This window comes from Brevundimonas sp. MEB006b (assembly GCF_030209705.1).
GTDB lineage: Bacteria > Pseudomonadota > Alphaproteobacteria > Caulobacterales > Caulobacteraceae > Brevundimonas.
On record NZ_JARVRL010000005.1, the window covers coordinates 57,556 to 82,164 of the forward strand.

Here is a 24,609-nt window from a genome sequence, read left to right on the forward strand (position 1 = left end):
TCCGTACTGGGCTCTCAAGTTGTCAATTGGGTCCGGCATTGGTGGTCAGACCCGCGTGGATGTAGTCTCGGACAACAGTCCGATTTCTAGCGCGATTTGAACGGCTGTTCAGCGCCGCTTGCACTTCGGGAGGCAGTTGATCGCGAGCGTCCAGTGCTCGAGAGATGCTTCTAAGGCGGTCTTCTAGGTCAGGCCGTTGTGGCAGATTTTCACGGCGGCGGGTCCGATTGACAACTGGGCCAAATCTCAAATCTAGAAGGGCGGCAAACAGCGAGTAAAACACTGCCGAATTGCGGAATGCGCTTCGAGCGATATATCCTCCAGCAAACGAAGATATTGTGTTCATCGTTTCTTCGAATGCAGATAAGATGAATGGCATTTCGGCCCAATCATTATCTAGACGCTTATAGGTGGCGTCGATGGATGGTTGGGTTTTCTCTTGAATTCCTCTTTCGGTCAGCATGAGAAGTTCGCTAACGAATTCGACTTCCTTCATCCGAGCGAAATCAGACTCGTTGAATATGCGCCAGTTTCTCCAGGTCTCTAGGTATGATGTAGATAGAGTTTTTGATGTTTGAGAGAAGTGACCAAAGAATTTTGCATTCCTCAGTTCTTGCGCATTTAGCTTTACGCCGCTGGCATTCATCCTTCTAAACATATCTAGAACTTCTGCATCTGATGTACTTGCGGGAAGTACATGAGTGCTGATTTGATATGATATGATTTGCTCACGTAGCGAAGCTGAGAGCTCGCCGAACGCTAGGCCTCCAATGTCGCTGTTGTGAACTTTGCTGACCGTGAATCCGTCACGATCGACGACAAAGCCGGGCACTAAGTCAGGGGCGATATAGCTAAATAATGTGCGTAATCGTTGCTGACCGTCAACGACTTCTCTGAGTGTTCGGAGTGTATTTAAGTCCGTTCGCTCTCTAAGAAATATAATCGGAATCGGTAAGCCGCGAACTACGGTGTCAATAAAATACGATTTTGCAGGCGGCTTCCATACTGAGCGGCGTTGAAAATTTGGATTTAACTCTAGCTCGCCGCTCCGCATCCATCCGATGTACTGGGCTACAGTAAATTCGGTTCGTGCAATTTGTAAAAAGCCCGCCATCTCGGTCTCACATGGGGGAGCCGATCCATACCGCCTCAACCCCGTGGGCGGGACAATGCCTTTGCGATCATTTCAAATCAAATCGGGAGTGTGCTGCCTTCCCCAATCCTCTTATCGCACCGGAGTGACAGGCCCTCACCGTCTCCCGAACAGCTTCTCCAGATCGTGCAGCTTCAGCTCCACATAGGTCGGGCGGCCGTGGTTGCACTGGCCGGAGTGGGGGGTGGCTTCCATCTGGCGGAGAAGGGCGTTCATCTCAGGGGCCGAGAGGACGCGGCCGGAGCGGACGCTGCCGTGGCAGGCCATGGTGCCGCAGATGGCGGCGAGGCGTTCCTTGAGCGACAGGGCCTGGCCGTGTTCGGACAGATCGTCGGCGATGTCGCGGATCAACCCTTGCACGTCCGTATCGCCCAGCATGGCCGGGGTCTCGCGCACCAGGACGGCGCCGGCGCCGAAGGCCTCGACGATCAGGCCCATCTCGGCCAGTTCCTCGGCCCGCCCGGCGACGCGCTCGGCTTCGGCGGGGTCCAGATCGACCACCTCGGGTGTTAGCAGGGCCTGGCGGGTCACGGACCCCTCGGCCATCTGGGCCTTCATCCGCTCATAGACCAGCCGCTCATGCGCCGCGTGCTGATCGACGATGACCAAACCATCGCGGGTCTGGGCGACGATATAGTTGGCGTGGAGTTGCCCCCGCGCGGCGCCCAGGGGGTAGTCGAGGGGGTCTAGGGGAGCGGCGAGTGGCGAGTGGCCAGTGGCGAGGTCGCTGTTTTGCGCAGGTTGCGACGGCCATGAGGGGCCGTCCCATGACGACTCGACGCGGGCGCTGCGTTCGTTGAGGCCGGGGATGATCTGCGCGGCGGCGGCGGGCTGGGACCGGCCGGTCCAGCCGCTGAAGCCTTGCGCCGACGGGGCGCTGGGGCTGTAGGCGGGGCCGGAAGTAACGCCGGTGTGGGTCTGGAAGCCCGACAGGGCGTCGGCGGCGACGGTTGTGCTGGCCCGATGCCCGGCGGCGTGGAGCGCGTGCCTCAGGGCGCCGACGATCAGGCCCCGCACCAAGGCCGGATCGCGGAACCGGACCTCGGCCTTGGCCGGGTGGACGTTGACGTCGACATAGAGCGGATCGATGTCGAGGAAGAGGACGGCGGCCGGATGCCGATCGCGCGCCAGGAAGTCGGCGTAGGCGCCGCGCAGGGCCCCTTGCAGCAGCCGGTCCTTCACCGGGCGGCCGTTGACGAACAGATACTGATGCGCCGCATTGCCGCGTGAATAGGTGGGCAGGCCGGCGTATCCCGACAGGCGCACCCCGTCGCGCTCCTGATCGATCAGCAGGGCGTTGGCCTCGAAGTCGCGACCCAAGAGGGCCGACAGCCGCTTCAGCCGGCCTTCATCGCCGGGATGTTCGGCGGGCAGGCGCAGGGTGACCTTGCCGTCCAGCGACAGGGTGAAGGCGACGGCCTCGTGCGCCATGGCCTGGCGCTTGATCTCTTCGGAGATGGCCATGGCCTCGGACCGCTCGGACTTCATGAACTTGAGCCGGGCGGGGGTGGCGTAGAAGAGGTCGCGCACCTCCACGCGTGCGCCGTGCGGGCCTGGGAAGGGGGCGGGGGCCAGGGGCCGGGTCTCGCCACCCTCGACCGTGATGGCCCAGGCGTCGGTTTCGTCGCGGGATCGGGTGATGATCGACAGGCGGGCGACCGAGCCGATGGAGGGCAGGGCCTCGCCCCGGAAGCCCAGGGTATGGATGCGCAGCAGGTCCACGTCGCCGGCGTCGTCAGGCTCCAGCTTGGACGTGGCGTGGCGTTCGATCGCCAGCGGCAGTTCCTCGCGCGGAATGCCCTTGCCGTCGTCGGCGATCAGGATGCGCGACAGGCCGCCGCCGTCGGCCTGGATCTCGATGTTGCGGCCGCCGGCGTCCAGGGCGTTCTCGACCAGTTCCTTGATGGCGCTGGCCGGCCGCTCCACCACCTCGCCGGCGGCGATGCGGTTGACGGTTTCGGGGGAAAGGCGGCGGATGGGCATGAGCAGGCGAAGATAGGGCGCGGGGGGGATTCGCGCCATGAGGCTTCGCCTCCTCCCCACGTCACGGGGAGAAGGCGTTGAGCGTCAGTCTTCGGTCTTGGACTTGGCGGCCTTCTTCGCCGGAGCCTTCTTGGCGGCCGGTTTCTTGGCGGCGGCCTTCTTGGCGGGCGCCTTCTTCTTGGGCGCGGCGCCGGCCTTGGCGGCCAGAAGAGGCAGGGCGTCTTCCAGGGTCAGGTCTTCGGGCGCCGTGCCCTTCGGCAGGGTGGCGTTGATCTTGCCGGACTTGACGTAGGGCCCAAAGCGGCCGGCCATGACGTGGATCGGTTCGCCCGTTTCCGGGTGGGCGCCCAGGTCTTTCAGCGGAGCCGTGGCGGCGCCACGACCGGGACGACCGGCGCGCTTCTCGGCCAGCAGGGCCACGGCGCGGTTCAGGCCGACCTCGAACACCTCGTCGATGTCAGAGACATTGGCGTAGGTGCCGGCGTGCAGGACGAAGGGTCCGTAACGGCCCAGGCCCGCCGTGATCATCTTGCCATCCTCGGGGTGGACCCCGACCTCGCGCGGCAGGGCCAAGAGGCGCAGGGCCTGGTCCAGAGACAGGGACGCCGGCGACCAGCCCTTGGGCAGGGACGAGCGTTTGGGCTTGTCGCCTTCGGGCGGCGTGATTTCGACGTAGGGGCCGAAACGGCCGATCTTCAGCTGGACCGGCTGGCCCGTTTCCGGATCGATGCCCAGCTCGCGGTCGCCGCTCTCGGCCGAGCCGTCCTCAGCCGACGGGCTGGCGACGGGGCGGGTGTATTTGCACTCGGGATAGCGGTCGCAGCCGATGAAGGCGCCGAAGCGGCTGGTCTTCAGGCTGAGCTGGCCTTGGTGGCACAGGGGGCACTCGCGCGGATCGGTCCCATCGCCCTTGTCCGGGAAGATGTGCGCGCCGAGGCTTTCGTTCAGGGCGTCGAGAATGGCTGTGGTGCGCAGTTCGCCGGCGGCTTGCGTCGCGGCGTGGAAGTCCTGCCAGAAGTTGCGCAGCAGCACCTTCCAGTCCAGTTGACCGGCCGAGACCTCATCGAGCTGGGTCTCCAGCGCGGCGGTGAAGTCGTATTCGACCCACTTCCTGAAGAACTGCTCCAGGAAGGCTGTCACCAGCCGTCCCTTGTCCTCGGGATAGAAGCGGTTCTTGTCGACGCGGACGTATTCGCGGTCGCGCAGGGTCGATAGGGTCGAGGCGTAGGTCGAGGGGCGGCCGATGCCCAGCTCTTCCAGCTTCTTGACCAGGGTGGCTTCCGAATAGCGCGGAGGCGGTTCGGTGAAATGCTGGTCGGTGCGGATGGCGTCGACCTTGGCCTTGGCGCCTTCCTTGAGCGCGGGCAGGCGGCTGGTGTCGTCGCTCTCGTCGTCTTCGGCGCCCTTCTGCTTTTCGTCGCGGCCTTCCTCATAGACGGCGAGGAAGCCGTCGAAGGTGACGACCTGGCCGGTGGCGCGCAGGCCCGTCTGGCCGTCGGCGGTCTCGATGTCGACGGTGGTGCGGTCCATCCGGGCCGCCTCCATCTGCGAGGCGACCATCCGCTTCCAGATCAGTTCATAGAGGCGCTGAAGATCGGATTCGAGGCGCAGGCTGTCGGGATGGCGGGCGATGTTGGTCGGCCGGATCGCTTCGTGCGCTTCCTGAGCATTCTTGGCTTTAGTTTTGTAATAGCGCGGTTCTTGCGGGACGAAGGCCGGGCCGAACGCCTGGCTGATGACCTCGCGCGCCTGGGCGATGCCCTCGGGCGTGGTCTGGACGCCGTCGGTCCGCATATAGGTGATCAGGCCGCCGGTCTCGTCGACGCCCTCGTACAGTTTCTGCGCCGCCTGCATGGTGCGCTGGGCCGAGAAGCCGAGCTTGCGCGCCGCCTCCTGTTGCAGGGTCGAGGTGGTGAAGGGCGGGGCCGGATTGCGGCGTACGGGCTTCTTCTCAACCGCGTTGATGGTGAAGTCGCCGGCGGCGATGGCCGCGCGGGCGGCGGAAGCCGTGGCCTCGTCCCTAATGTCGAGACGCTGGATGCGCTTGCCGGCGTGCTTGACCAGGCGGGCGGTGAAGGGCGGGCTGTCGGCGTTCAGGTCGGCCTCGATGGACCAATATTCCTGAGCCTTGAACTTTTCGATCTCCATCTCGCGATCGACGACGATGCGCAGCGCCACGGATTGGACGCGTCCGGCCGAGCGCGCGCCCGGCAGCTTGCGCCACAGGACCGGCGAGAGGGTGAAACCGACGAGGTAGTCCAGCGCGCGGCGAGCCAGATAGGCCTCGACCAGCTCCATGTCGATCTGGCGCGGATTGGCCATGGCCTCGAGCACGGCGGACTTGGTGATGGCGTTGAAGGTGACTCGTTCGACGTGGGTGTCCTTCAGCGCCTTTTTCTTGTTCAGTACTTCAAGCACGTGCCAGCTGATGGCTTCCCCCTCGCGGTCGGGGTCGGTCGCCAGGATGACGCGGTCGGCGCGCTTTGCGGCCTCGGCGATTTCGGACAGGCGTTTGGCCCCCTTGGCGTCGGCTTCCCAATGCATGGAGAAGTCGTCGTCAGGCAGGACCGAGCCATCCTTGGACGGCAGATCGCGGACGTGGCCGTACGAGGCCAGGACCTCATAGTCCGAGCCCAGATACTTATTGATGGTCTTGGCCTTTGCGGGGCTCTCGACGATGACGAGGTTCATAACGGTCCGGTCTCGGGAAGGGGCGCGAACGTGGTTGGAGCGGAGCCGTGAGTCAATCGCACCTGTCGTCTTACATCTCTAGATAGTGGTTTCGAATAACGAAGGTTGTGTTAGAGTCATGCTCAGATTGTCAAATCAGCTTCAGAGGAGGTGTTACGGTGAGTGCAATGCATCCCAAGCAAGACGAACGCGGTGGTGGCAATGCTAAGCCTCTTGCTGTTAGAGAATACATCGGCGCCATGGCGCTGGAAATGGCGCGGCTGGCGCGGGACGAGGGCGACGTGCGGCTGGCCAGCTTGCTGGAACAGGCCGCGGGCGTGGCGGGTCATCCGCCGACCTAAAGAGAAGCCAGGCCGCCAGGCAGCAGATCGGCGCGGCCGGTCAGGCTGAGCTCCAGCAGGGCGGCGGCGACCTGTGACACCGGAGCGTTGAGGGCGCGGGCGATCTCGTCGCGCGGCGTCGGGGTCGGCGACAGCAGGGCGGCGACGCGGTCGAAGAAGGCGTCGTCGATGTCGCCGTCGAATCGCATCGGATTGGCGGGCGGCTCGCGCAGGGTGCGCAGGGTGTTGAAGGCGCGGTCGATGTCCTCGATCCCCTCGCACAGGATGGCGCCCTGACGCAGCAGTTCGTTCGGGCCGCGCGCGCGGGGATCCAGCGGCGATCCGGGCACCGCGAAGACATCGCGGCCCTGCTCGGCGGCGAGACGGGCGGTGATCAGGGAGCCGGACCGAATCTCGGCTTCAACGACCACTACCCCGCGTGACAGGCCCGAGATGATGCGGTTGCGGCGCGGGAAGTCGCGCGCCTGGGCGCGGGCGCCGACCGGGCTTTCGGAGACGACGCAGCCTTGTTCGGTCAGACGAGCGTAGAGGTCGGCGTGTTCGGACGGATAGATGTCATTCACCCCGCCGCCCAGGACCGCGACGGTCCCGGTCGCCAGGGCGCCTTCGTGGGCGGCGGCGTCGATGCCGCGCGCCATGCCCGAGACGACGACATGACCGGCCTGACCGAGTTGCTGCGCCAGACCGCGTGCGATCCGCTGACCGCCCGCCGAGGCGATGCGGGCGCCGACAATGGCGACCGAGGGCTGGTTCAGCAGGTCGACGCGGCCCCGCGTCCACAGGATCGGCGGCGGCGGATCGAGCGCGGCCAGCATTTCAGGATAGTCGGGATCGCCCAGCACCAGCAGGCGGGCGCCGATGGCGTCGCCGGCGGCGATCTCGCGTTCGACCGCCTCGACGGGCGGCGGAACGGAGGCGGAGCCGGATTTGCGCACCAGATTGGGCAACGCGTCCAGCGCACTGAGGGCCGAGCCGTAGCGGCCGATCAGTTGAGCGAAGGCGACGGGGCCGATGCGGTCGGTGCGGGCGAGCCGCAGCCGGGCGAAGCGTTCGGCCGGGTCCAGGCTCACGCCTTCTTGGCCCCGATGCGCGGTTCCTCGCCCTTCAGCAGCCGGGCGATGTTCTGGTGATGTCGAACCCAGATCAGAACGGCGGCGAAGACGGTCAGGGCGAGGATGGGAAGGCTGACCGGCAGGCCGACGACGGCGAGCGGCAGAAGCGCCAGCAGAGGCGCGGTCGCCGATGAGATGAGCGCCGCCAGCGACGAATAGCGGAACAGGAAGGCGCAGAGCAGCCAGACCGAGCCCGCCATCAGGCCCAGCGGCCAGGCGGCGGCCAGCAGCAGGCCGTAGAAGGTGGCGACGCCCTTGCCGCCCTTGAAGCCCAGCCAGACGGGAAACAGGTGTCCCAGGAAGGCCGCGCCGCCGGCGATGGCGCCGGCTATTTCGCTGCTGAACAGATGACGGGCGATCAGCAGGGCGACCGCGCCCTTGCCGGCGTCCAGCAGCAGGGTGGCCAGGGCCAAATCCTTGCGGCCGGTGCGCAGGACGTTTGTCGCGCCGATGTTGCCTGAGCCGATGTTGCGCACGTCGCCGGCGCCGGCTGCACGCGTGATCACCACGCCGAATGGAATCGAGCCGAGCAGATAGCCGCCCAGCGCCACCAGCGCCAAGGTCCCGAGAGCCGGGGCCACTAGATCCTGCACGTTGATTCGCTCCCCGCGTGTCGTTGCGGCAAAATGCGTCGCGGGGCGGCCGGGAGCAAGGGCGATCCGACCTCTTGACCCGATGATCGGCGCAGCGTTTGGTCCGCGCGTCTTTCCGGAGCCGATCCATGACCCGTATTTCCGCCGCCGCTGCGACCCTGCTGCTGCTTTCGACGACAGGTTGCGTGGGTGCGCTGCCGATGGCGTCTGCGCCGTCATCGGGTCCGGCCTTGGCGGCCTATTTCGACTGCGTGCGGGACGGCGGCGTGGCGATCTCGGCGCACCGGGCGGTTTCGGCGCTGGACCAGCCCGAGAACTCCATCGCCGCCATCGAGGCGACGGGCCGAGCGATCCCCAATGCGATCCTGGAGCTGGACGCTGTCCTGACCAAGGACCGGCAGCTGGTTCTGATGCACGACGACACCATGGACCGGACGACCACCGGGCGCGGCCGGGTTGCGGACCTGACGCTGGCCCAGGTGAAACAGGCGCGGCTGAAGGCGTCGAACGGCGCCCTGACGCGCGCCGCGCCGCCGACGCTGGGCGAGGCGCTGGACGCCGCCGGACGCGTGGGGGCCATCGCCAGCATCGACCTGAAACCCGCCGACGGCGAGACCACGGTCGATCTGGCGCGGGCGGTGATCGATCAGGTGCGCCAGTCGCGGGCCGGAAACCGGGTGATCCTGATCACCTACAATGACTCCGATGCGCGAGCGGTTGCGGCCATGGCGCCGGAGATGATGATTTCGGCCGGGCTGGGCGGCGTGGAGGATCTGAGCGGGCTGAACCCGGCGCAGATTCTGGCCTGGACCGGCACGCGCGAGGAGCGTCCTGCGCTGTGGCGCGCCCTGCGCGAGGCCGGCGTCGAGGTTCAGTTCGGCACCCTGGGCGCCGAGGGCGTGCGCCGTGACGACCGCTACGCCGCCGACGGGGACGTTTCGGAATACCGCGATCTGGTGCGCCAGGGCGTGACCGTGATCGCCACCGACACGCCGCTGGCCGTCAAGTCGGTGCTGGGCGCCGAGGTGGCCAAGGCCGCGAAGTGCGCACGGCCGCGCTGATCTAAGTCTCAGAAGACCTTGCGACCGCCCACCCAGGTTCCGATCAGCTTGCCCTGAAGCCGGCGGCCATCGAACGGGGAGTTCTTGGACTTGGAGTGAAGGGCGTCGGCGTCGATGATGACCGGCGCGCCGGCGTCGAACAGGATGACGTCGGCAAGGGCGCCCTCGGCCAGGACGCCCGCGTCGAGGCCGAGCAGGGCGGCGGGCCCCTGGGTCAGGGGACGAAGCACGTCGAGCAGGTCCAGACCGTCTTCGTGATGCAGGGTCAGGGCGGCGGGCAGCAGGGTCTCCAAGCCGATGGCGCCGGGCGCGGCCTCGGCGAAGGGCCGGCGCTTGTCCTCGGCTGGGGCTGGGGCGTGGGCGGAGGTGATGACGTCGATCAGGCCTTCGCGCACGGCTTCGATCAGAGCCTGGCGGTCGGCCTCCGAGCGCAGCGGCGGGTCCAATCGGTAGAAGGTGCGGTAGTCACCGATGTCCACCTCGTTGAAGCACAGGTGGTTGATCGAGACGCTGACGGCGACCTCCAGCCCCTTGGCGCGGGCGCGGGCCAGGGTGTCCAGGGCGCCCTCGGTCGAAATCTGATCCACGAGGAACCGCGCGCCGGTCTGTTCGACCAGGGCCAGATCACGCTCCAGCCCGATCCGCTCGGCGATGGCGGGGCTGCCGGAAAGGCCCAGGCGCGTGGCCAGTTCGCCCGAGGCGGCCACGGCGCCTTCGGTCAGCCAGGGGTCGGCCGGTCGGCAGGCGATCAGGGCGTTGAAGGCGGCCGCGTAGCTCATCACCCGTTGCAGGGTGCGGCTGTTGACGATGACCTTGTCGCCGTCGGTAAAATAGAGGGCGCCGGCCTCGTCCATCAGGCCGATCTCGGCCATGCGCTGGCCGTCCAGGGCCTTGGTCGCGGCGCCGGCGGCGCGGACGTTTACGAGGTTCAGGGCCGCGCCGCGTCGCTGGATGAAGTCGATCATCGCCGGGTCGTCGACGGCGGGATCGGTGTCGGGCTGGACCACGATGGTGGTCACGCCCCCTGCGGCGGCGGCCAGGCTGGCGGACTTCAGCGTCTCCTTGGGTTCGGCGCCGGGTTCGCCGGTCTTGACCCGAATGTCGATCAGGCCGGGCGCGAGGCACAGACCGTCGGCGTCGATGATCTGATCCGCCGCCAGGTCCGGCGTCGGACCATGGATGACGCGGCTGATGCGACCGTCCTGGATCAGCAGGCCGCCGGGGCCGTCGTAGTCCGTAGCGGGGTCAAGCAGACGGGCGTTGATGATGGCGACGGTGGTCATCGGGCGTCTCCCCAACGGGCGGAGAGGGAGGCCAACACGGCCATGCGGGCGGCGACGCCCATCTCGACCTGATCCTGGATCAGCGAGACGTCCAGGTCGTCGGCCACGTCGGAATCGATCTCGACGCCGCGGTTCATGGGGCCGGGGTGCATGACCCGGGCGCCGGGGTTGGCCCAGGCCAGCTTCTCGCGATCCAGGCCCCAGAAGCGGAAATATTCGCGGGTCGAGGGGACCAGGGCGCCGGCCATCCGCTCCAGCTGAAGCCGCAGCATCATGACCACGTCGCAGCCCTTCAGACCCTCGCGCATGTCATGGAAGACCTCGCAGCCCCAGCGGTCGGCGTCGCCAGGCACCAGGGTCGGCGGACCGATCAGGCGGACGCGCGCCCCCATCATCTGCAACAGGGCGACGTTGGAGCGCGCAACGCGGCTGTGGGTGATGTCGCCGCAGATGGCGACGGTCAGGCTGGTCACATCGCCGAAGGCGCGGCGCATGGACATCAAATCAAGCAAGGCCTGCGTCGGGTGTTCGTGACGGCCGTCCCCGGCGTTGACGACGGCGCAACCGACCTTCTGGCTCAGCAGTTCGGCCGCGCCCGAGGCCGAATGACGGATGACCAGGATGTCGGGCTTCATGGCGTTCAGGGTGACCGCCGTGTCGATCAGGGTTTCGCCCTTCTTCACCGAGGAGGAGGCGACTGGCATGGTGACGACGTCGGCGCCCAGCCGCTTGGCGGCGATCTCGAAGGAGGAGGAGGTGCGGGTCGAGTTCTCGAAGAACAGGTTCACGACCGTGCGGCCGTGCAGCAGATCCAGGGCCTTGGACGACTGGCGATTGAAATCGACGAAGGCGTCGCCCAGATCCAGCAACTGCGGCGTCACATACGGATCGAGGTCCGATGCGGCCAGGAAGTGTGGTTTGGGGAACGGAACCAGCCGGTCGTGGATGGTCTGATCGGTGACTTGAGCGGGCTGGGTCATCGAGACGCGGCTATAGGCGTGACTCGCCCTGAACGCCAGTCAGGTGAAGTGGAACAGGGCCAGCAGGATGGGAATGACCACGGCGCTGCCCACCGTGGTCAGGGCGATGACGCCAGCAATCAGGGGCGCGTCGCCGCCCATCTGACGCGCCAGGATGTAGGAGGCGGCCGAGCCGGGCGCGGCACCGCAGATCAGAGCGATGCCCTGCGCCAGGCTGTCGCCGCCCAAAGCCCAGGCGATGAACCACATCAGCGGCGGCATGACCCCGAGTTTGACCAGGCTGACAGCGGCGATGGTGGTGCGGCGGCGTTTGACCTCGGCGAAGGACAGACCCCCCCCGGCGACGATCAGGCCCAGGGGCAGCGCGGCGGCGCCCAGCAGGTCCAGGGCGTCGGACAGGCCGGGGATCAGGGGCACGCGCAACAGGTTCAGCGCCAGGCCGATAAGACAGGCCAGCAGGATCGGATTGGCCAGCATCGACTTGATAAGGCCGACGACCGACGGCTCGCGCCGCAGCGAGCCCCATTTGGCCAGGACGGCGACGCAGGCGATGTTGGTGACGGGAATGATGAAGGCGATGGCGACCGCGGCCAGCGCCGTGCCTTCCGAGCCATAGACCGACTGGATCACCGGCACGAAGACGAAGCTGTTCCAGCGGATCACGCCCTGAAAGACGCTTGTGTAAGCCGGGCCGTCCAGGGTGATCAGAGGCTTGGCCGCCAGTGTCGCGGTCGCCACGATCAGGGTCGCCCCGACCGCCGCAGCGCCCGCTACGGTCGCGCCGCCGCCGGCGAGGTCGGCGTGCCAGATCGCGGGGACCAGGAAGCTGGGATAGAAGATGTTGATCGACAGCTTCTCGATCGGCCGCCAGGCCTCGTCGGGCAGGAAGCCGGACTTTCGCAAGCCATAGCCTAGGGCGATCATCAGAAAGACCGGCAGGACGCCGGCGATCAGGGCCGTCAAACCCAGGTCGCCTGGTCCCGAACCCGATCCAACGCCCCTTGCAGAATCCAGGCGGCGGCCGTGCGGTCCACGACCTGGGCGCGGCGTTTGCGGTTCAGGTCCAGATCCTCGATCAGGAAACGCTCGACGGCGCTGGTGGACAGCCGCTCGTCCCAGAAGGCGATGTTGACGGGCCTCAGCCGCTCCAGATTGCGGGCGAAGGCGCGGCACGACTGGGCGCGCGGGCCTTCGGTGCCGTCCATGTTGGCGGGCAGGCCGATGACCAGGGCCGAAACCTTGCGATGCGCCATCAGTTTGAACAGGTGTTCGGCTTCCTGCGTGAACTTGGACTTGCGGATCAGCTCCAGCGGCGAGGCGATGAGGCGCGTCGAATCCGACACGGCGACGCCGATGGTCTTCTCACCCAGATCCAACCCAATCCACGGTGTGTCGGGTGGGCAGGCGGCGGGCAGATCGAGGAGTTCGAGGACGGGCACGGCCTGCGGTTAGGACTGGCGCGGGCCGAAGTCAAAGGCGATGGTGACGACGATCGACAGGAAGGACGATGACATGCGCACGGCGACAGCGGCGATGACGGCTTTTGGGCTGGTGCTGAGTGGGTGCGGACAGTCGGACACGCCGGCCAAGACCTCGACCGCACAGGATACTCAGATTGCGGCAGCCGCGCCGACGCCGAGCCCGATTACGCGTGCGGACCCGCCACCGACCGCCAAGTCGGTCGGGCCTGCCAAACGGCGCGCGGCTGCTGCACGCGAAGAGATCGGCACGGCCGCCGACGTGTCGCAGTTGCAGGCCTTGCCGGACCAGAACGCCAAGGTCTTCAGCCTGTCGGGCGGCGATCCCGCGGTGAATGGTCTGGTGACCTATTTCGCCCTGTTCGGCGGCCCGGCCGAGGGCTGGCGCGCCTATCCTCTGGGCGACTATGCCGAATGGAAGGTCGTGGAGGCGAAGGCCAGGCGTGTGGTCCTGGCGGTGCGTCAGGACACGGCGGGGCCGAACGGCGACATCCTGAAGGTGGAGCGCACGGTGCAGATCGACTTCCCCTCAAGCGGCGAGACGCCGCCCGACGCGGTGTCCGTCAGCACGTCGCGGTGAGATCGCGCCTGACGACGGGCGGCTGATCCTTGTGAATCCCAGTGCGGGCGGCTAATCCGACCGCTTCGTTTTCATTTTGTGTGTTGGAGGGCCGCATGGCCATCGACGCTGCGACGGTGCGCAAGGTTGCGCATCTCGCCCGCATCAAGACCCCTGAGGACCGATTGGAGCCGCTGGCGAAGGAGCTGAACGGCATCCTGGCCTGGATCGAGCAGTTGGATCGGGTGGATGTCGAAGGCGTTGAGCCGATAACCTCGAACGTCGCCCAGCCTTTGCGCCTGCGCGACGACGTCGTCACCGACGGCGCCAAGGTCGATGCGGTCCTGTCGAATGCGCCCAAGTCGGCGGACGGCTTCTTCGTCGTGCCTAAGGTGGTCGAATAGTCATGAGCGACCTGATCAAACTGACCCTGAAGGGCGCCGTCGACGGGCTGAAGGCCAAAGACTTCACTTCGGCCGAAATCACCCAGGCCTTCCTGACCACCATCGAGGCCGCGAACCCGACCCTGAACGCCTATGTCGAAGTGACGGCGGACAAGGCCATGGACATGGCGCGCGCGTCCGACGCCCGCATCGCCGCCGGCGAGGGCGGGGCGCTGGAGGGCGCGCCGCTGGGCATCAAGGATCTGTTCTGCACCGAGGGCGTGCAGACGACGGCCGGCTCAAACATGCTGCGCGGCTTCGTGCCGCCGTACGAGTCGACCGTGACCGCCAATCTGTGGCGCGACGGGGCGGTCATGCTGGGCAAGCTGAACATGGACGAATTCGCCATGGGCTCGTCCAACGAAACCTCGGCCTTTGGACCGGTCAAAAACCCGTGGAAATCGACCGGCTCGAACGCCGAGCTGACGCCGGGCGGTTCGTCGGGCGGTTCGGCCTCGGCCGTGGCGGCCGACCTGTGCCTGGCCGCCACCGCATCGGACACCGGCGGCTCGATCCGTCAGCCCGCCGCCTTCACCGGCACGGTCGGCATCAAGCCGACCTATGGCCGCGCCAGCCGCTTCGGCATGGTGGCCTTCGCCTCGTCGCTGGACCAGGCCGGGCCGATCACCAAGACGGTCGAGGACGCGGCCCTGCTGCTGCAATCCATGTGCTCGTTCGACGCCAAGGATTCGACCAGCCTGGACATCGCCACGCCCGACTGGACCCAGTCGGTCGGCAAGTCGGTCAAGGGTCTGCGCATCGGCGTGCCGCGCGAATATGTCGTGGACGGGATGCCGGCCGAGATTCAGGCCCTGTGGGATGAGGGCGTGGCCTGGCTGAAAGACGCCGGCTGCGAGATCGTCGAGATCAGCCTGCCGCACACCAAATACGCCCTGCCGACCTACTATATCGTGGCGCCGGCCGAGGCTTCGTCGAACCTGGCTCGCTACGACGGGATGCGGTTCGGGCATCGGGCGGAGGACTTCAAGTCGCTGGACGACCTGTACGCGACCTCGCGCGCCGAGGGCTTCGGAAAGGAGGTCCAGCGTCGCCTGACCATCGGCGCCTATGTGCTGTCGGCCGGCTTCTACGACGCCTACTACGTCAAGGCGCTGAAGGTGCGTCGCCGCATCGCCGAGGACTTCGACAATGTCTGGGGCCAGGTGGACGCCATCCTGACGCCGTCGACCCCGTCCGCCGCCTTCGCGCTGGGCGACAAGCAGATCGACCCGCTGACCATGTATCTGAACGACGTCTTCACGGTGACGACCAATCTGGCCGGCCTACCGGGCATTTCGGTGCCAGCGGGCGTAGACGCCGGCGGTCTGCCGCTGGGTCTGCAGGTCATCGGCAAGGCGCTGGACGAGGCGACGGTCTTCCAGGTCGGCGCCGCGCTGGAACGGGCGGCGGGCTTCACGGCCAAGCCGAGCAAGTGGTGGTGAGCATGAGCGACAATACCAAGACCATCAAAGGCCGCACCGGCGATTGGGAAATCGTCATGGGCCTGGAAATCCACGCCCAGGTGGCGTCGAAGGCCAAGCTGTTTTCGGGCGCCGCCGTCGGCTTCGGCGCGGGGCCGAACGAGCAGGTGTCGCTGGTCGATGCGGGCTTCCCCGGCATGTTGCCGACGCTGAACAAACACTGTGTCGAACAGGCGGTGAAGACAGGCCTGGGCCTGCGCGCGCAGATCAACCGACGCAGCCAGTTCGACCGCAAAAACTACTTCTATCCCGACCTGCCGACCGGCTATCAGATCAGCCAGCTCTATTACCCCATCGTCGGTGAAGGCGTGGTCGAGGTGGAGGCCGAGGACGGCAGCTTCTTCAACGTCGGCATCGAGCGGCTGCACCTGGAGCAGGACGCGGGCAAGCTGATCCACGACTTATCGCCGACCGAAAGCTACGTCGACCTGAACCGGGCCGGCACGGCGCTGATGGAGATCGTCTCGCGTCCTGACCTGCGCACGCCGGACGAGGCGGTGGCCTATGTGAAGAAGATCCGGACCATCCTGATCTATCTGGGCACCTGCGACGGCGACATGGAGAAAGGCAATCTGCGCGCCGACGTGAACGTGTCGGTTTGCCGGGCCGGCAACTACGACAAATTCAAGCAGACAGGCGACTTCAGCTATCTGGGGACGCGCTGCGAGATCAAGAACGTCAATAGCTTCCGCTTCATTTCTCAGGCGATCCAGTATGAGGCGCGCCGCCAGATCGAGATCCTGGAGGACGGCGGTTCGATCACTCAGGAGACGCGCCTGTACGACCCGACGGCCGGCGAGACGCGCTCGATGCGGTCCAAGGAAGAGGCGCAGGACTATCGCTACTTCCCCGATCCCGACCTGCTGCCGCTGGATCTGGAAGAGGCGTGGATCGCCGAGATCAACGCGTCGCTGCCCGAGTTGCCGGACGACAAGCGCAAGCGCCTGATGGCCGACTATGGCCTGTCGCAATATGACGCCATCGTGCTGATCTCGGAACAGGCCAAGGCCGACTATTTCGAAGCCGCCGCCAAGGGACGGGACGCCAAGCTGGTTTCCAACTGGGTCACCAATGAGGTTTCGGCGCGCCTGGCGGCCGAGGGCAAGGACTTCAGCGAGAACCCGCTGCCGGCGGCGCACGTCGCGCAGCTGGTGGAGTTGATCGAGACGAACGTCATCTCGTCCAAGATCGCCAAGGAAGTGTTCGATCACGTCTGGAACGGCGAAGGCTCGCCCGCCGAGGTGGTCGAGAAGCACGGCCTGAAACAGGTCACGGACACCGGCGCCATCGAAAAGGCCGTGGACGAGATCATCGCCGCCAACCCGGACAAGGCGGCAGCCGTGGCTGAAAAGCCCCAGGCCATCGGCTGGTTCGTTGGTCAGGTCATGAAGGCCACGGGCGGCAAGGCCAATCCGGCGGCGGTCAACGACATCCTGAAGGCCAAGCTGGGCCTGTAAGGCGAGGCGTCGGACTAAAAGCAAAGGCCCTGCGAATCGCTCCGCAGGGCCTTTTCAATTCTGTGTTTAGGCTGACGGCGGGACGGGCGGCGTCGGCGGTGCAGGGGGAGCTGGAGGCGCAGGCGGGACGGGGGCGTCCGGGTCGGTCGGCGCTGGCGGAGCGGGCGGGGCAGGCGGCGGAGGAGGAGCGGACTCATCGACAGGGGTCGGCGCCGGGGGCGCGGGCGGCGCAGGCACGGCGGGATCGATCGGCGGCGGGGCCGGATGGTGCGGAGTCTGATGATCGACCGGCGGGGGCTGCGGAGGCGGCGGCGCGCTGGGCGCTTGCTGGGCGGTTGCGGCGCCGGCCAGCAGCATCGAGGCGGCCAGGGCGGTCAGTGCGATCTTCATCGGGACATGTCCTTCGGTTGAAACGCCATCCGGAAACGCTTCCGGACGTCATCGTGAATGGCGACGAAGACCAGCGTCGGAGCGCATCGCGGCCGATTTTCGTCCGGCGGGTCTCAAGTCGTTTCAAGCGCTGATTGCTGAAGCTGATCTCGGCTGAACGGCGTTTGTGGCGCAGCTGAGGGCTTCGAATACCTGGCGATCCAATGACGCATGACAAGATGTCGCACCGGAACAAGGTCACGGGAAGGTCACGGTTCGCAATCCTTTAGCGAAGCGGGGCAATAAAAAAGCCCGACGGCGCGGGGCCGTCGGGCGGATGTGCAAAATCGTCAGGCTGTTACCAGCGCCAGGCGTCGCGGACGACGTCGATAATATAGCCGTCGTATTCGTCGATCAGATACAGAGTGTTGTCGACGGAAACCCAGCGCGTGCCCTCGGGCGGATAGCCCAGGCCGTAGGTGCGCCAGTCGTTCAGCTGATAGCGCCAGAAGGCATCCGGCAGATACTGGCCGACCGACCACGACCGACCCCAGTAGGAGCGCGGCACGCTGTAGTAGCCCCAACCCGGCGCGAAGTAGAAGCCGACGCGCACGCCGTTGTAACCCCTGAAGCGCCGATCATTGCGCCACCAGTCCGAGCGGTGGTTGCGATAGAAATCCCGCCGCCATTGATCGCCGTTGAAGCGCTGGCGGAACTCGCGGTGCTGACGGTCGCGGTCACGACCGTTGTTCCACCCCGAGCCTGGACGGTCGGGACGGTTCCAGCCGTTTCCAGGACGGACGGGGCGTTGACCGCCAGCATTTGGGCGGTCGGGCCGATCGGGTCGGTTCCAGCCGCCTTCGGGCCGGTCGGGACGCTGGCCGCCGGTATTCGGACGATCGGGTCGGTTCCAGCCGCCTTCGGGCCGGTCCGGACGCTGGCCGCCTGTATTCGGACGATCGGGCCGGTTCCAGCCGCCCTCGGGTCGGTCCGGACGCTGGCCGCCGGTATTCGGGCGATCGGGTCGGTTCCAGCCCCCTTCGGGCCGGTCCGGACGCTGGCCGCCGGTGTTGGGGCGATCAGGCCGAGACCATCCGCCTTCGGGACGATCCGGACGTTGGCCGCCTGCATCGGGACGTTCGCCACCCGACGGGCCCTCGGGACGGGGCGTATCGTTTGCGGGTCGGCTGGGACGTTCGGGGCGAGGCTCGCGCGGTCCGTCTTCACGACCCATCTGCGGACGCTCGGGCCGGTTCATGCCGCGGGCGCGGCCTTCACGCTGAGGCCGTTCCTGCTGAGCCTGGTCCTGTTCCTGGGCGAGGGCTTGCATCGGAGTTGCAAGCGGGCCGGCGACGGCGGCGATGGCGGTGAAAGCCATCAGGAGGCGTTTCATGGTCTTTGGTTCCTGCACGCCGGGTCTCCGGCGGCTTGAGGCAATCATCGATCGGTGGCGATGAACCCAGGCTGAACACTGTTCGCAATCAAGGGACTGTCGGAAAAAGCAGAACCCCGCAGGCAAGACCTGCGGGGTTCGATCGTCCGGTTATGGCGGGGCTTAATAGACGCCCGAGAGGACGCTGGCGATCAGACCGCTGGCCACGGCGATCAACAGGATGTCGTTGCCGGCGTGGACGTAGCGATAACCGCGCGGCGCTTCGCGAAGACCGTAAACATAGGGGTCGCGGACGTAGTAGCTGCGATACTGCGCCGGCAGATAGCCGCCGGTGCGCCAGCGATAGCCGCTGTAGCGCGGCTCGACCCGGTAGTAGCCGTAGCTGGGCGCATACCAGTAGCCTGAGCGCGGACCGTTGTAGCCACGGAAGTCCGAGCGGCCGCGCCACCAGTTGCTGTTGTTGCGGTCCCAGCGGTCGTTGCGCCAATCGCGACGGTCATCCCGGCGTTCGTCGCGATAGTCACGACGGTCGTCGCGGCGATCACGACGATAGTCTTGGCGGCTGTCATAGCGACCGTCGCGCCAGTCGCGGCGATCTTCACGGCGTTCCTGGCGGAAGTCGCGGCGGTCGTCACGGCGATCCTGACGATACTCGCGGCGGTCGCGGTCCTGGGCCTGAACGAGCATCGGCACGGCCGTGGTCGACAGGGCGAGGGCGACGACGGCGGCCTTGGTGAGGCGGTTCATCTTCGTGCTCCATTCTGGGCCGCCGACGGATGTGCCGACCCGACCCGTTAATGATGAGCAAGGTCGGATTTCGCGCCTGAATGCCCGCTGAACGATCGCGTCAGGTTTGCGGAGCGCTGATCGTGTGCGGAGTTGAGGCGTAAACGAGAGATTTCCGAGAGATTTCCGAGGTCTGAATCCCGTTGAAAGTATTCATTTCTGCTTTACTGAAAAGTCCGTGCGAGGCTTTACGCCGTTAACTTTAACTTCAAACCACCGGTATTTGATGGCGTCTCAGAGGCGGGCCCAGAATGGCGCCCGATCAGGAGATACGGTGATGAACGCGCAAGAAATGGCGCACGACCTGCAGGCCAACGATGAAGGTCTGCCGCTGCCGACCCCGGACATGTCCGGCGACGACCTGTTCAAACTGGGCATGATGTATTCGGCCGGATCGGGCGGTTGCCCGATGGACCGGGTGTCGGCTCACATGATCTTCAACCTGGCGGCCATGAAGGGTTCGATCGAGGCGCGCGTCTATCGCCGCGAGATGAGCCAGGAGATGGAACGCGAAGAGATCGCCGAGGCCCAGAAGGCCGCGCGGCGCTACATCGACCAGGGCGTGGTTCAACTGGTCGCGTAAGCGATCAGTTCAGAACTGCGCGTAGCCGTTGCCGTTCGATCCGTTGATCGAATAGCTGAAGCCGATAGGCAGGGCGGCGCGCACCTGGGTGAAGAAGGCTGCCAGTTCGCCCAGCGTCGAACGCGGCACGAAGACGATGTCGCCACGCCGCAACGGCACGACCTCGCCGCGACGCGGACGCAGGTCCACCACCCGCATCATGCGTGATCCGCCGGGGCCGCGACGAATCAGGGCCACGCTGTCCTGACGCGACGTCGGGGCGAAACCACCGGCCTGGATCACCGCCTGATAGGCGTCCAGACCGCCGATCATTTCGAAGACGCCCGGGTTGCGCACCTCGCCATCGACCCAGACGCGGATCGGGCCGGCCTGGCGCAGGGTGACCTCGACAACAGGGCGCACCAGCTGGGTAGCATAGGCCGCAGAGACGACCTGCTGAAGCTGGGGCAGGGTGCGATCCGCCGCCATGACCGATCCGATCAGGGGCAGGGCGATGCGACCATCAGGACCGACCTTGAGCGTGCGCGTCAGCTCCGAGGCCGTCGGCGTCGCCACCTCAATCTCGTCGCCGGGATACAGCAGATATTCCGGCTCCTGGTCCGTCCAGGGGGCGAAGGGCAGGCCGGCGAGCTCGTCGTAGGGCGACCGGTCGGCGCGCCGAGGATCGGGAACGCCGCCGGCACCGCCGCAGGCCGCCAGCGAGGCGGCGATGGAGGCTGAACCCAGGGTCAGCAGAAACAGGCGGCGATCGGTCAGCATGGGAATCGGTCGGCCTCGACGAGGGATATCAGGCAACCTCGCCGGTTATGGGTAATCATCGGTTAACGCCGGTGGGCGAAGGGTGACGACAACACGCCTTTCAAGGGATTCGGCCCGCCCGATGCGCTCCACCGCACACGTCACCACAAGGCCGCGCTACGGCGTTCTGGACGTGATCGGCCTGTTGTTCCGCGAACTGCTGCTGATGATCGTCGTCTTCGTGGTGATCCTGGGGCTGGGGTTCGCCGCCGCCATGACGCTGAAGAAGAGCTACACCGCTACCGGCTCGGTTTTCGCGGGTGTGGGTCAGGAATACGTCTATCAACCGCGCGTCGGCACGGCCGAGCGGGGCCAGGCGCCCCAGGGCGACGAGGTCGCCAACTCCGAAGCCGCCATCCTGGGCTCCAGCGCTGTGCGCCAGAAGGTGGTCGAGGCGCTGGGTCCCGCCGCCATCCTGGGCGAGCCGCCCAAGGGCAGTCCGCAGGCCGCGCGGTCCGCTGCGCTGAAGGCCGTCGGCGGCGGCCTGGGCGTCGCCACGGCGCCGGGCAGCGCGGTCATCCATCTGACCTACAAGGCCGACGATCCCGAACGGGCGGCCCGGGTCCTGAACACGATCATCGAGCAATATCTGATCTATCGTCGCGAAGTCTTCCAGGACAAGACGCCGGCCATCGCCAGCCAACGCATCGCCTTCGAGGATGAACTCGGCAATGCGGACCGGGCTTATGAGGCCTTCCTGGCCTCCAATGACATCGGCGACTTCACGGCGGCCAAGGCGACGCTGGCGGCGACCTATCAGGCGGTCTTCACCGACCGGATGTCGACGCAGAGCCAGCTGAACCAGACCGCCCAGCGGCTGAACACCCTGGTGGCGCAGCAGGCGGGAACACCGGCGGAGGTGGCGTTGCAACAGGATCTGAACATCTCGGCCCAAGACCAGGTGCTGCAACTGCGCACCGAACGCGAGCAGCTGTTGTCGCGTTACCAGCCCGACGCCCAGCCGGTGAAGGATATCGAGGCGCGGATCAATCAACTGCAAGCCTATGTCGCGACCGGCACGGCCGTTGGGGCCAAGGAAGTCCGCACCGGGCCGAACCCTGTCTGGACCGAGCTGGAAACCACGCGGATCAACACCCGGGCTGAGCGCGACTCGCTGGCGGCGCGTCTGGCGGTCCTGGACCGGCAGCTGGCCGATATTCGTTCGCGGCAGGCGCGGCTGACGGCGCTGGAATCCGAGAACACGACTTTGGCCGGCAATCGCGAAGTGCTGAGCGCCTCGATCCGAGAGTTCCAGCAGCGCGAGACCCAGAGCCGGGCCGACAACGCCCTGGTCGCCGCCGGCGCCGACAACGTCACCGTCATCGAGCGCGCTCAGCCGCCGGCCACGGGCAAGAGCCTGAAGATCCCGCTGCTGGCGGCGGTCTTCCTGTTCGCCGGGTTCACCGCCCTGTGCGTCGGCCTGTTGCGCGTGTTCACGCGGCGCGGCTTCACGACACCGGCCTCGGTCAGCCGCACCCTGGACATGCCGGTCCTGGCCGTCGCGCCGGCCAAGGCGGCCTAGCGAAACTCGTGCTAGGCTGAGGGCTTAGGGAGCGCCTTGGCGATTCGATGGTCGATCTGACTTCAGAAATGGCGGGCCTTTGGGCGGCGCTGGGACCGGCGCCGGCGCACCGCGCGCGCGTGATCCAGTTCGCCTCAGCCGCGACCGGCGAGGGTGTCTCGACCGTTGCGCGCGAGTTCGCCCGTCTGGCGGCGGTGCGGGCGCGCAAGCCCGTCTGGTTGATCGACGGCGACTTGGCGCAACAGGGGCAGTTGGAGACGGTGTCGGCCGAGCCGGATCGGTTCGGTCAGGTCGGCAAGGCGGCGCAAGGCTCGCCCGACGGCTCAAGCTTTTACGCCGTGACGCCGCGCGTGACCGGGCGCGACGGCAAGCCGGTGCCGGATTCGCGGCTGCTGACGGCGCGGTCTTGCCTGGGCGGCCGCCTGTGGGTGACGCATTTCCACATGGAGGCGCTGCGATCCGGTCACCGGGTCGAAGCGGTTGGAGAGCCCCGCTATTGGGAGGCGCTGCGGCCCCACGCCGACACCATCGTCATCGACGCGCCCGCCGCCGACCGCAACGACATGGCGATCATCCTGGCGCCCTTCGTGGACATGACGGTCTTGGTGATCGCGGCCGAAAGCACGCCCGCCCATGCCCCGGTCATCCTGCGCGACGAGATCGAGGCGGTGGGCGGCAAGATCGCCGGCGTGGTCATGAACCGTTCGACTTACAAGGCGCCGGGTTTTCTGCAGCGGCTGATGGGCTGAAGCCGCTTTTGAAGCCGACATTTCTGGCGTCCGATTTCGCACATTCGGCAAGAAAATGAAGCGGTTGCGTTAAATCGAGTGCTGATGTGGCGCCTTTGTGTGCGTCGCGCATTGTGTAGCCATGACAAAGTCCGTCGCATTCGTCGGAGCGGGGCCGACGACGCTTTACGCCCTTCATGACCTTCTGTCCGAAAGCGTCGTTTCGGCGCGGGTCACGGTGTTTGAAGCGCGCGAGACGGCCGGGTGCGGCAGCCCCTACAGCCCGGACTGGAACGATCCGGCGATGCTGTCGAACATCGCCAGCATAGAGATCCCGCCGTTGCAGGAGACGCTGGCCGACTGGCTGTCGGCACGAACGCGTGCCGAACTAGCAGAGCTGGACGTGGATGGGGCGTCGCTCAACGATCGGACCTTCGTCCCACGCGTGGCCTTAGGGCGATATTTCGAAAGCCAGTTCGCCACCCTGGTTCAGCAGGCCCGCGCCAAGGGCGTCGACATCGATGTGTGGACGGGATGCCGGGTCATCGACGCGGCGAATCGTCAGGAAGGGATCGAGCTGACCTTCACGTCGCCGCCGTCGCAAAAGGTCGCCAAGGCTGTGTTCGACCATGTGGTTCTGGCAACGGGTCATCAGTGGCCGTCGGGGCCGGACGCCCAGCCCGGATATTTCCTAAGCCCATGGCCTGCATCCGACCTCGCGGATGTTCCGGCGACACGCATCGGCATTCGGGGGTCGTCGTTGACGGCCATCGATGCGGCCGTCGCCCTTGCCACGTCGCACGGGGACTTCGTTCGGCGGGACAATCGGCTGATCTATCAGCCCGCGCCGGATACTGAAGATCTTCACATCGCAATGATGTCGCGAAAGGGTTTGCTGCCCGAGGCGGACTTCTATTTTCCGCTGCCGCATGGCCCGCTGACCTATTGCACGCCCGAGGCTGTTGCTGCGGCTGTGGCGCGCGGCCCTGACGGGCTGTTGGACACCGTATTCGACCTGTTTCGGACCGAGCTGATCCATCTGGACCCTGACTATGCCGCGGAGACGGGACTGCATGATGCGACGCTTGAAACCTTCGCCGAGGCCTATTTCGCTCGGCGCGCAGCGGTTGATCCCTTCGTCTGGGCCGCCGCGAACCTGAAGGAGGCGCAGGCGAACCATGCCGCACAGGTGACGGTCGCTTGGCGCGACGGCATTCTGCGCATGCACGAGATTGTCGCCATCATCGTGCCGCATCTGGACAGCGCCGAGTTCGAGCGGTTCAGCCGCGCCTTCAAGCCGATCTTCGTCGATATCTACGCCGGGGTTCCGCACGAATCGATCGAGCGGATGCTGGCGCTGCACGCCGCAGGACGGCTGGATGTCATCGCGCTGGGCGACGATCACGAGGTGGATACGCGCTGTCCCGAAGGCGGCGCGCGCGTGGCCATCGGCGACACGACCCGCCATTTCCCGATCTTCATCGAGGCGACGGGGCAAGCGGCCCTGAGCGGCATACAGTTCCCGTTCCTGTCCTTGCTGGAGCAGGGGATCGTTCGAGATCAGGTCGCCAACGATGCGCCCGACGTGGTCCGGGGGATTGCTGTCGATGACCTGTTCCGGCCGGTCGATGCGCCCCTGCCGACGGATCGGCTGTTCTGTCTCAGCCTGCCGTTCATCATGGGGCGGCATCCCTTTGCGCAAGGGATCACCAGTTCGCACGAAATGGGTGGGATCGTCGGTCGGCGACTGGCGTTGATCCTGAATACCGCAAAGCCTGCGGTCGATCTTGCCGATACGGCGGCCTGACGCGAGGA

Annotated in this window: 23 protein-coding genes; 10 read left to right on the top strand and 13 right to left on the bottom strand. The window is 66.4% G+C overall.

Annotation, left to right across the window (positions count from 1 at the left end):
* Nucleotides 1-22: 22 nt before the first annotated feature.
* The 3 genes from QRN13_RS06670 to topA all read right to left on the bottom strand — a co-directional run bounded on the left by QRN13_RS06670 (nt 23) and on the right by topA (nt 5,827).
* Nucleotides 23-1,114, bottom strand: coding sequence for a GmrSD restriction endonuclease domain-containing protein (locus QRN13_RS06670; protein WP_284877309.1), 1,092 nt, complete (start codon nt 1,112-1,114; stop codon nt 23-25).
* Between the two features lie 135 nt (nt 1,115-1,249).
* On the bottom strand, nt 1,250-3,136 hold the full coding sequence (gene mutL, locus QRN13_RS06675; RefSeq protein WP_284877736.1) for a DNA mismatch repair endonuclease MutL: 1,887 nt from the start codon (nt 3,134-3,136) through the stop codon (nt 1,250-1,252).
* Nucleotides 3,137-3,220: 84 nt separating this feature from the next.
* On the bottom strand, nt 3,221-5,827 hold the full coding sequence (gene topA / locus QRN13_RS06680; RefSeq protein WP_284877310.1) for a type I DNA topoisomerase: 2,607 nt from the start codon (nt 5,825-5,827) through the stop codon (nt 3,221-3,223).
* Nucleotides 5,828-5,994: 167 nt separating this feature from the next.
* Here topA and QRN13_RS06685 point away from each other — a divergent pair, with 167 nt between their 5' ends.
* The gene (locus QRN13_RS06685) at nt 5,995-6,168 is read left to right on the top strand and encodes a hypothetical protein (RefSeq protein WP_284877311.1); all 174 of its coding nucleotides are present in this window, start codon (nt 5,995-5,997) and stop codon (nt 6,166-6,168) included.
* Here the strand turns inward: QRN13_RS06685 and dprA are convergent.
* Both dprA and plsY read right to left on the bottom strand, forming a co-directional pair.
* Nucleotides 6,165-7,238, bottom strand: coding sequence for a DNA-processing protein DprA (dprA, locus tag QRN13_RS06690; RefSeq protein ID WP_284877312.1), 1,074 nt, complete (start codon nt 7,236-7,238; stop codon nt 6,165-6,167). The two genes, QRN13_RS06685 and dprA, sit on opposite strands and share 4 nt — an antisense overlap.
* Nucleotides 7,235-7,873 carry a glycerol-3-phosphate 1-O-acyltransferase PlsY gene (gene plsY / locus QRN13_RS06695; protein ID WP_284877313.1) on the bottom strand — a complete coding sequence of 213 codons (639 nt, stop codon included), beginning with the start codon at nt 7,871-7,873 and terminating at the stop codon, nt 7,235-7,237. The genes dprA and plsY overlap by 4 nt, the downstream gene beginning before the upstream one ends.
* A 128-nt stretch (nt 7,874-8,001) precedes the next feature.
* Between plsY and QRN13_RS06700 the strand changes: the two genes are divergently transcribed.
* Nucleotides 8,002-8,934, top strand: coding sequence for a glycerophosphodiester phosphodiesterase family protein (locus tag QRN13_RS06700; protein WP_284877314.1), 933 nt, complete (start codon nt 8,002-8,004; stop codon nt 8,932-8,934).
* Between the two features lie 8 nt (nt 8,935-8,942).
* Here the strand turns inward: QRN13_RS06700 and pyrC are convergent, their stop codons facing one another.
* Genes pyrC through ruvX form a run of 4 tightly spaced genes read right to left on the bottom strand, consistent with a single transcriptional unit; the run spans nt 8,943 to nt 12,636 of the window.
* Nucleotides 8,943-10,217, bottom strand: coding sequence for a dihydroorotase (gene pyrC / locus QRN13_RS06705; protein ID WP_284877315.1), 1,275 nt, complete (start codon nt 10,215-10,217; stop codon nt 8,943-8,945).
* The gene (locus tag QRN13_RS06710; RefSeq protein ID WP_284877316.1) at nt 10,214-11,197 is read right to left on the bottom strand and encodes an aspartate carbamoyltransferase catalytic subunit; all 984 of its coding nucleotides are present in this window, start codon (nt 11,195-11,197) and stop codon (nt 10,214-10,216) included. Before QRN13_RS06710 ends, pyrC begins: the two co-directional genes overlap by 4 nt.
* Nucleotides 11,198-11,236: 39 nt before the next feature.
* The gene (locus QRN13_RS06715) at nt 11,237-12,160 is read right to left on the bottom strand and encodes an AEC family transporter (RefSeq protein WP_284877318.1); all 924 of its coding nucleotides are present in this window, start codon (nt 12,158-12,160) and stop codon (nt 11,237-11,239) included.
* Nucleotides 12,157-12,636 carry a Holliday junction resolvase RuvX gene (ruvX, locus tag QRN13_RS06720; protein ID WP_284877319.1) on the bottom strand — a complete coding sequence of 160 codons (480 nt, stop codon included), beginning with the start codon at nt 12,634-12,636 and terminating at the stop codon, nt 12,157-12,159. Before ruvX ends, QRN13_RS06715 begins: the two co-directional genes overlap by 4 nt.
* 73 nt (nt 12,637-12,709) lie before the next feature.
* On the opposite strand from ruvX, the gene QRN13_RS06725 reads away from it, so the two are divergent.
* The 4 genes from QRN13_RS06725 (at nt 12,710) to gatB (ending at nt 16,615) form a co-directional block, all read left to right on the top strand.
* A complete protein-coding gene (locus tag QRN13_RS06725; protein ID WP_284877320.1) occupies nt 12,710-13,255 on the top strand; it encodes a hypothetical protein in 546 nt (181 codons plus the stop codon).
* A 95-nt stretch (nt 13,256-13,350) separates the two neighbouring features.
* A complete protein-coding gene (gene gatC, locus QRN13_RS06730) occupies nt 13,351-13,638 on the top strand; it encodes an Asp-tRNA(Asn)/Glu-tRNA(Gln) amidotransferase subunit GatC (RefSeq protein WP_284877321.1) in 288 nt (95 codons plus the stop codon).
* 2 nt (nt 13,639-13,640) lie between these two features.
* On the top strand, nt 13,641-15,119 hold the full coding sequence (gene gatA, locus QRN13_RS06735; RefSeq protein ID WP_284877322.1) for an Asp-tRNA(Asn)/Glu-tRNA(Gln) amidotransferase subunit GatA: 1,479 nt from the start codon (nt 13,641-13,643) through the stop codon (nt 15,117-15,119).
* 2 nt (nt 15,120-15,121) lie between these two features.
* Nucleotides 15,122-16,615 (top strand): Asp-tRNA(Asn)/Glu-tRNA(Gln) amidotransferase subunit GatB, encoded by a 1,494-nt coding sequence (gene gatB / locus QRN13_RS06740; protein WP_284877323.1) that lies wholly within the window; start codon nt 15,122-15,124, stop codon nt 16,613-16,615.
* A 66-nt stretch (nt 16,616-16,681) separates the two neighbouring features.
* Here the strand turns inward: gatB and QRN13_RS06745 are convergent, their stop codons facing one another.
* From QRN13_RS06745 to QRN13_RS06755, 3 genes are all read right to left on the bottom strand, one after another.
* Nucleotides 16,682-17,005 (bottom strand): hypothetical protein, encoded by a 324-nt coding sequence (locus QRN13_RS06745; RefSeq protein ID WP_284877324.1) that lies wholly within the window; start codon nt 17,003-17,005, stop codon nt 16,682-16,684.
* A gap of 337 nt (nt 17,006-17,342) precedes the next feature.
* The gene (locus QRN13_RS06750) at nt 17,343-18,377 is read right to left on the bottom strand and encodes an RcnB family protein (protein ID WP_284877325.1); all 1,035 of its coding nucleotides are present in this window, start codon (nt 18,375-18,377) and stop codon (nt 17,343-17,345) included.
* 162 nt (nt 18,378-18,539) lie between these two features.
* Nucleotides 18,540-19,124 carry an RcnB family protein gene (locus QRN13_RS06755; protein ID WP_055753440.1) on the bottom strand — a complete coding sequence of 195 codons (585 nt, stop codon included), beginning with the start codon at nt 19,122-19,124 and terminating at the stop codon, nt 18,540-18,542.
* A 316-nt stretch (nt 19,125-19,440) separates the two neighbouring features.
* Between QRN13_RS06755 and QRN13_RS06760 the strand changes: the two genes are divergently transcribed.
* On the top strand, nt 19,441-19,746 hold the full coding sequence (locus tag QRN13_RS06760) for a sel1 repeat family protein (protein WP_284877326.1): 306 nt from the start codon (nt 19,441-19,443) through the stop codon (nt 19,744-19,746).
* A gap of 9 nt (nt 19,747-19,755) precedes the next feature.
* On the opposite strand, the gene QRN13_RS06765 is transcribed toward QRN13_RS06760, so the two are convergent.
* Nucleotides 19,756-20,505, bottom strand: coding sequence for a polysaccharide biosynthesis/export family protein (locus QRN13_RS06765; protein WP_066551294.1), 750 nt, complete (start codon nt 20,503-20,505; stop codon nt 19,756-19,758).
* A 121-nt stretch (nt 20,506-20,626) separates the two neighbouring features.
* On the opposite strand from QRN13_RS06765, the gene QRN13_RS06770 reads away from it, so the two are divergent.
* The 3 genes from QRN13_RS06770 (at nt 20,627) to QRN13_RS06780 (ending at nt 24,601) form a co-directional block, all read left to right on the top strand.
* Nucleotides 20,627-22,066, top strand: coding sequence for a GumC family protein (locus QRN13_RS06770; protein WP_284877327.1), 1,440 nt, complete (start codon nt 20,627-20,629; stop codon nt 22,064-22,066).
* A 47-nt stretch (nt 22,067-22,113) separates the two neighbouring features.
* Nucleotides 22,114-22,815 carry a P-loop NTPase family protein gene (locus QRN13_RS06775; RefSeq protein WP_284877328.1) on the top strand — a complete coding sequence of 234 codons (702 nt, stop codon included), beginning with the start codon at nt 22,114-22,116 and terminating at the stop codon, nt 22,813-22,815.
* Between the two features lie 121 nt (nt 22,816-22,936).
* Nucleotides 22,937-24,601: an FAD/NAD(P)-binding protein gene (locus tag QRN13_RS06780; RefSeq protein ID WP_284877329.1), complete on the top strand. Its 1,665-nt coding sequence runs from the start codon at nt 22,937-22,939 to the stop codon at nt 24,599-24,601.
* The last annotated feature ends 8 nt before the right edge of the window (nt 24,602-24,609 follow it).

Excerpts from the sequence above, each read along its gene's own strand:
- QRN13_RS06670 (WP_284877309.1), bottom strand. The coding sequence starts at position 1,114 with ATGGCGGGCTTTTTACAAATTGCACGAACCGAATTTACTGTAGCCCAG.
- mutL (WP_284877736.1), bottom strand. The coding sequence starts at position 3,136 with ATGCCCATCCGCCGCCTTTCCCCCGAAACCGTCAACCGCATCGCCGCC.
- topA (WP_284877310.1), bottom strand. The coding sequence starts at position 5,827 with ATGAACCTCGTCATCGTCGAGAGCCCCGCAAAGGCCAAGACCATCAAT.
- QRN13_RS06685 (WP_284877311.1), top strand. The coding sequence starts at position 5,995 with ATGCATCCCAAGCAAGACGAACGCGGTGGTGGCAATGCTAAGCCTCTT.
- QRN13_RS06700 (WP_284877314.1), top strand. The coding sequence starts at position 8,002 with ATGACCCGTATTTCCGCCGCCGCTGCGACCCTGCTGCTGCTTTCGACG.
- pyrC (WP_284877315.1), bottom strand. The coding sequence starts at position 10,217 with ATGACCACCGTCGCCATCATCAACGCCCGTCTGCTTGACCCCGCTACG.
- QRN13_RS06710 (WP_284877316.1), bottom strand. The coding sequence starts at position 11,197 with ATGACCCAGCCCGCTCAAGTCACCGATCAGACCATCCACGACCGGCTG.
- QRN13_RS06725 (WP_284877320.1), top strand. The coding sequence starts at position 12,710 with ATGCGCACGGCGACAGCGGCGATGACGGCTTTTGGGCTGGTGCTGAGT.
- gatC (WP_284877321.1), top strand. The coding sequence starts at position 13,351 with ATGGCCATCGACGCTGCGACGGTGCGCAAGGTTGCGCATCTCGCCCGC.
- gatA (WP_284877322.1), top strand. The coding sequence starts at position 13,641 with ATGAGCGACCTGATCAAACTGACCCTGAAGGGCGCCGTCGACGGGCTG.
- gatB (WP_284877323.1), top strand. The coding sequence starts at position 15,122 with ATGAGCGACAATACCAAGACCATCAAAGGCCGCACCGGCGATTGGGAA.
- QRN13_RS06745 (WP_284877324.1), bottom strand. The coding sequence starts at position 17,005 with ATGAAGATCGCACTGACCGCCCTGGCCGCCTCGATGCTGCTGGCCGGC.
- QRN13_RS06750 (WP_284877325.1), bottom strand. The coding sequence starts at position 18,377 with ATGAAACGCCTCCTGATGGCTTTCACCGCCATCGCCGCCGTCGCCGGC.
- QRN13_RS06755 (WP_055753440.1), bottom strand. The coding sequence starts at position 19,124 with ATGAACCGCCTCACCAAGGCCGCCGTCGTCGCCCTCGCCCTGTCGACC.
- QRN13_RS06760 (WP_284877326.1), top strand. The coding sequence starts at position 19,441 with ATGAACGCGCAAGAAATGGCGCACGACCTGCAGGCCAACGATGAAGGT.
- QRN13_RS06765 (WP_066551294.1), bottom strand. The coding sequence starts at position 20,505 with ATGCTGACCGATCGCCGCCTGTTTCTGCTGACCCTGGGTTCAGCCTCC.
- QRN13_RS06770 (WP_284877327.1), top strand. The coding sequence starts at position 20,627 with ATGCGCTCCACCGCACACGTCACCACAAGGCCGCGCTACGGCGTTCTG.
- QRN13_RS06775 (WP_284877328.1), top strand. The coding sequence starts at position 22,114 with ATGGTCGATCTGACTTCAGAAATGGCGGGCCTTTGGGCGGCGCTGGGA.
- QRN13_RS06780 (WP_284877329.1), top strand. The coding sequence starts at position 22,937 with ATGACAAAGTCCGTCGCATTCGTCGGAGCGGGGCCGACGACGCTTTAC.